6 protein-coding genes are annotated in these 5,571 nt (G+C 41.3%); 1 reads left to right on the forward strand and 5 read right to left on the reverse strand.

All coding sequences use genetic code 11. From position 1 onward, the window contains the following. The 5 genes from rplA to Q0203_RS03250 all read right to left on the reverse strand — a co-directional run. Positions 1–601 (reverse strand): 50S ribosomal protein L1 (gene rplA, locus Q0203_RS03230; protein WP_297929501.1); only part of this gene is annotated, 601 nt, incomplete at its 3' end. Between the two features lie 4 nt (positions 602–605). Further along, on the reverse strand, positions 606–1,034 hold the full coding sequence (gene rplK / locus Q0203_RS03235; RefSeq protein ID WP_005630840.1) for a 50S ribosomal protein L11: 429 nt from the start codon (positions 1,032–1,034) through the stop codon (positions 606–608). 167 nt (positions 1,035–1,201) lie between these two features. Beyond that, the gene (gene nusG / locus Q0203_RS03240) at positions 1,202–1,753 is read right to left on the reverse strand and encodes a transcription termination/antitermination protein NusG (protein WP_209363700.1); all 552 of its coding nucleotides are present in this window, start codon (positions 1,751–1,753) and stop codon (positions 1,202–1,204) included. 1 nt (position 1,754) lies between these two features. Further along, positions 1,755–2,165, reverse strand: a complete 411-nt coding sequence (gene secE / locus Q0203_RS03245; protein ID WP_295974544.1) for a preprotein translocase subunit SecE — start codon at positions 2,163–2,165, stop codon at positions 1,755–1,757. Between the two features lie 144 nt (positions 2,166–2,309). Further along, the gene (locus Q0203_RS03250; RefSeq protein ID WP_295974542.1) at positions 2,310–3,068 is read right to left on the reverse strand and encodes a 7-cyano-7-deazaguanine/7-aminomethyl-7-deazaguanine transporter; all 759 of its coding nucleotides are present in this window, start codon (positions 3,066–3,068) and stop codon (positions 2,310–2,312) included. 187 nt (positions 3,069–3,255) lie between these two features. Between Q0203_RS03250 and Q0203_RS03255 the strand changes: the two genes are divergently transcribed. Then, positions 3,256–5,340 (forward strand): TonB-dependent receptor, encoded by a 2,085-nt coding sequence (locus Q0203_RS03255; RefSeq protein WP_297929503.1) that lies wholly within the window; start codon positions 3,256–3,258, stop codon positions 5,338–5,340. Positions 5,341–5,571 lie beyond the last annotated feature (231 nt).

A 5,571-nucleotide genomic window follows, 5' to 3' on the forward strand; every position in this document is an offset into this window, starting at 1 on the left:
GTTTTGCTTTAGTTAAAGCGGCTAACAACGCTTGAAGGTTTTCTTTTAATTGTGCTTCAGAGAAGTTTGCTTTACCGATAGTGGTATGAATGATACCGTTTTTATCATTACGGTAACGAACCTGACCGGATTTCGCATTTTTAACAGCATCCGCAACGTTTGGTGTCACAGTACCCACTTTCGGGTTTGGCATTAAACCACGTGGGCCTAACACTTGACCTAATTGACCAACAACACGCATTGCATCAGGAGAAGCGATTACAACGTCAAAGTTCATTTCGCCTTTTTTAACTTGCTCTGCTAAGTCTTCCATACCGACTAAATCAGCGCCCGCTGCTTTAGCAGCTTCTGCGTTCGCACCTTGGGTGAATACAGCCACGCGAACTTCACGACCTGTACCATGTGGTAACACAGTTGCACCACGAACGTTTTGGTCAGATTTACGAGGATCAATACCTAAGTTTACTGCAACATCAACACTTTCAACGAACTTGGCTGTTGCGAATTGTTTTAATAACGCGATAGCTTCGTTGATTTCATATGCTTTAGTAGAATCTACGCCAGCTTTGATTGCTTTCATTTTTTTAGTCAATTTAGCCATCGTATTATTCCTCCACCACTAAGCCCATTGAGCGAGCAGTACCAGCAATTGATTTCATTTTGGTTTCGATAGTCGCACCAGTCATATCTGCTGCTTTCGTTTCAGCGATTTGACGAACTTGATCTAAAGTAACTTTACCCACTTTATCTTTGTTTGGTTTACCAGAACCAGATTTGATACCTGCTGCTTTTTTCAATAAAACTGCTGCCGGTGGGGTTTTAGTCACGAAAGTGAATGAACGGTCTGCATAAACGGTGATAACAACCGGAATTGGTAAACCTTTTTCTAAGCTCTCAGTACGAGCGTTGAATGCTTTACAGAATTCCATGATGTTCACACCTTGTTGACCTAATGCCGGACCAACTGGTGGTGATGGGTTTGCCATACCCGCTGCAACTTGCAACTTAACGTAGGCTTGGACTTTTTTTGCCATTTTAGTTTCCTCTAAATGGGTGATAACGCTATTACTAGCTCCCCTGTTGATAAAAAGGGTTGCATTCTAATCAAAGGCAACCGGTTTTTCAAGTAAAATACTTGAGAAAGTCACCGCACTTTATCCTAGTTGATTTAAAGTGCGGTCAAATTTTTGAACATTTTTAACTAGCTATTCTTTTCCACTTGACCAAATTCAAGCTCAACCGGTGTCGCACGACCAAAGATAGATACAGAGACTTTCAAGCGGCCTTTTTCGTAGTCGATTTCTTCGACTGTACCGTTGAAATCCATAAATGGTCCTTCGGTGACGCGGACTTCCTCGCCCGGTTGGAAAGTCGTTCTTGGTTTTGGTTTATCGCTATTTTGCTCTAAGCGATTTAGAATAATATCCGCTTCACGATTGCTAATTGGCGCCGGTTTATCCGGTGTACCACCAATGAAACCCATCACACGTGGCACGCTACGCACCAAGTGCCAAGTATCATCGTTCATTTCCATTTGTACTAACACATAACCCGGGAAATATTTACGTTCACTTTTGCGACGTTTACCGGCGACATTTTCAACGACTTCTTCTGTCGGCACTAACACTTCACCGAATTGATCTTCCATATTGTGAAGTTTGATGTATTCACGCAATGTGGTCGCAACACGCGCTTCAAAACCGGAGAAGGCCTGCAACACATACCAACGTTTTTTACTTGCGGTTTCGGTCATTTTAGAATCTCCAGTCAGTTAAGAAGGTAATGATACTCACGATGATTGAATCCAAGCCCCAAAGGATTAAAGACACAAATACAGTCACACCAACAACGATAAAAGTTGTTTGCGTTGCTTCCGGACGGCTTGGCCAAACAATGCGACGTAATTCAGTGCGAGCATCTTGGAAGAAACCAAGTGCTTTTCGTCCTTGGTTAGTCATTGCCGCTATCCCTAAAGCAATCAGTAGCAATACAACAACAGCAACAACACGGATCGGCGTGGAATATTGATCTTCGAAATAAATATTACCGAAAGCTGTTGCAGCAATGATCACAACTGTCAACAACCATAAAAAAGTATTTAATCCTTTAGACTTTTCTTCAGGAGCCTCAGGCGTATGTTTCTTTTTTTCTATGTCTAATGCCATAAATTTAATCCATCGTAATAACGTAAAATAAGGAATCTTGTTGATAAGGCGCGAAATTATAACAACTAATTCCTCAGTTAGCTATAAAAAGTTCCCACTGCAAAACAAGAGATGGCAATACAAGAACATCGCTCGGCAAAGTAATTAGCACTGATCAGAGGCGCAAGAGATGGTCTTTTTTGTATTAAGCGCATCCTCATTGCTACCCATTGCATCTATCAATGATTGCATTTTGCGTAAAATCATATTGAGAACAATGCCATAGGCCGGTACGAATAATAGAACACCAATAAAGAGTTTGAATAAATAATCGACAAAACCGATTTCGACCCAGTGTTCCGCCATAAATGGATCGCTACTGGCATAAAAAGCTATCGCGAAGAACAAATAGGTATCTGCCATTGAACCAAATACCATGGAGCTGGTCGGTGCAATCCACCACGTTTTCAGTTGACGGAGTCGGTTAAAGACCACAACATCCAGCAACTGCCCAAAGACATAAGCACAGAAACTGGCTACCGCAATACGAAAGACGAAGACGTTAAATTCACTTAACGCAGAGAATCCTTGATATTGGCTTTCTGAAAAGAGTGTAGAAACTAAATAACTGATAATTAACGCAGGAATCATGACAATAAAAATAATCCAACGCGCTTCTTTTGCACCAAATACTCGCACGGTCAAATCGGTTGCTAAGAAGATAAATGGAAACGTGAGTGATCCCCATGTGCTGTGAAACATGAAATCTTCCTGTGCACCAAACAAGGTTAATGGCACATGAATTTCAAAAGGAATTTGGACTAAGTAGTTGCTGGCAGCAATGATAAAAATATGAAAGAAACTGAGCAGAACAAGCGCTCGACGTTTTTGGCGATCGTTGAAGATCGAAAATGCCTGTGTCATTTTGTGTTACCTTTTTAGTTTAAATTGGGGTTAGGGAACCCAGTGAATATGTGATTCTGCAAAAATTGCAGGGCGCAAATAATACTTCATCAAAAAAATAATTCAACCGAAATATCGCGCACTTCAAAAGGTCAAGATTTTTCTGTATTATGAAAAAGAATTATTCTTAATATTAAAAAGGACCTTTATGAAATCATGCATTAAACTTTCTCCTATTAGTTTAGCTCTTTTTTCTGTTTTCTCGACTCAAACATTCGCAGAGGAAACAAACGCTGAAGCATTAGCACCTATTGTTGTCACCGCCGCCGGCACCTCTCAAGATTTAAAAGATGCGCCTGCCAGCATCAGCATTGTGAATAAAGAACAGCTTAAACAACATCCATCCAATCGTTTGGAAGAAGCGTTACAAGATATTCCGGGCGTAAATGTTAGTGGGAGTAATGTAAATAAATCAGATATTTCTATTCGTGGTTTACCGGCTGATTACACATTGATTATGGTTGATGGTCGTCGTCAAAATACCCGTGAATCCCGCCCAAATGGTAACGGCGGTTTTGAAGGTGCATTTATCCCGCCGGTAAATGCAATTGAGCGCATTGAAGTGGTACGTGGGCCGATGTCCTCTCTGTATGGTTCTGATGCGATGGGCGGCGTTGTCAACATTATTACCAAAAATGTTACCAAAGAATGGACAGGATCTGCTTCTGTCGGCTTTACCGCACATGATAAAAGCACTTTTGGTAACGGGCATCATGGTAATTTCTTTGTTTCAGGTCCATTAGTTCAAGATAAGCTAGGGCTGCAAGTTTATGGCGGTGCAGACTATCGTCCTGAAGATAATATCATCGGCGGTTCTAATCGTAATAAAAACCGAAATATCAATGCCAAACTTTCCTTTACACCAACTGATAAACAAACATTTATCTTAGAAGGCGGTCGCCACTTACTCGAAAAACAAGAAACACCGGGAAAATCCTTAGCGTTAACAACAACTCGTGGTGCCAGTGTTGCACAGAACCAACCGGGAGCTACGCACGCCATCAGAAATCACTGGTCTTTAACCCATCAAGCCGATTGGGATGTGATGACTTCCGAATTGAGCTTATATCAAGAAAAAGCCAAACGTGAAGTAAGCACAAATGGTGTGGTGGACTCTCGTAAACCGGAAATCACAAACACCGTATTTGATGCGAAATTCATGTTACCTGTGGCAAACCATTTCTTCGTATTTGGTGGTCAGCATCAAAATGCCAAATTGGAAGACGATTCCGTTACCAAAGTCAATCGAATGACAAGAACAGTGAATGGAAAAACGCAAACACGCTCAGTGCCTGTTTATAAAAATACGAAAAATAACGTTCACCAGTATGCATTTTTCCTTGAAGATGAAATTAATTTCACCGATAAATTCCTATTAACCCTAGGAACTCGCTTGGATCATCACCAGAAGTTTGGTACACATTGGAACCCAAGAGCCTATGCGGTTTACCATATTGATGATAACTTCAGTGTAAAAGGAGGAATTGCTAAGGCTTTCCGAGCACCAAGTATTCGTGAATTAAGCGAAAGCTATGTTACTGCGACAGAAGCGGGCGCCGGTGTCATTTACGGTAATCCAAACTTAAAACCGGAAACCAGCGTCAATGAAGAAGTGAGTGTTGTTTACAATCACGATAGCGGTGCCAATGCCACAGTAACCTTGTTTAATACAGAGTTTAAAAACAAACTGACCAGCCATTACACCGGCAATCCGGATCCGCTTACTGGTGCTAAACTTTATAAATACAGCAATGTCGGTCGCGCCAATATTAAAGGCGTTGAAGTGAGTTCCCATATTCCGTTTGACGAACACTGGAACGTCGATTTGTCTTATACATACCAGCATTCAAAACGTAAATCGGATGAAGACATTTCAGCTTCAGGCGTAAGCTTAAGAGGATTGCCATTGGATAACACACCTAAGCATTCCGCTAGCGGAAAACTAAATTGGATCGTAAATGATCGCTTAAGCGCCTATACTCGCGTGGCTTATAAAGGCAAACAAATTTGGGCAAATCCGCGTAATGGCGACAACCGAAATGCCTACCGTACTCGCGGCGGATATACTACGGTGGATTTGGGCACAACCTATAAGGTTAATCCAAATGTTTCCCTTAACTTTGCGGTATTAAATATTGGTAATGAAATTGGTGAACGCGTGGATACCAACGGCGGAAGCTGGACGGTAGAAGATGGTCGTCGTTTCTGGACAAACCTTAATATCACATTCTAATCCAATCACAATAAGGCACATTTGATTTCTAAAATGTGCCTTTATTATAACCAGCCAAAGTCTGGCTATAAAAACCATACGCTATGCGTATGGAGCCAAATAGTTTAAGCGATGAACAGAAAAAAATCCTCACTATATAATGAACAAGACTGACAACCGAAATTCAACATATAGGGCGATTATTTAACCCCTCGTAGCGTGCAACTTGTTGCACGAATAATTAACCTCGAT

The sequence above is a fragment of the uncultured Aggregatibacter sp. genome, assembly GCF_938046485.1.
Classification (GTDB): Bacteria; Pseudomonadota; Gammaproteobacteria; order Enterobacterales; family Pasteurellaceae; genus Aggregatibacter.

Bases quoted from the DNA above. Each gene is read 5' to 3' on its own strand.
- rplK (WP_005630840.1), bottom strand. From the start codon at position 1,034: ATGGCAAAAAAAGTCCAAGCCTACGTTAAGTTGCAAGTTGCAGCGGGT.
- nusG (WP_209363700.1), bottom strand. From the start codon at position 1,753: ATGACCGAAACCGCAAGTAAAAAACGTTGGTATGTGTTGCAGGCCTTC.
- secE (WP_295974544.1), bottom strand. From the start codon at position 2,165: ATGGCATTAGACATAGAAAAAAAGAAACATACGCCTGAGGCTCCTGAA.
- Q0203_RS03250 (WP_295974542.1), bottom strand. From the start codon at position 3,068: ATGACACAGGCATTTTCGATCTTCAACGATCGCCAAAAACGTCGAGCG.
- Q0203_RS03255 (WP_297929503.1), top strand. From the start codon at position 3,256: ATGAAATCATGCATTAAACTTTCTCCTATTAGTTTAGCTCTTTTTTCT.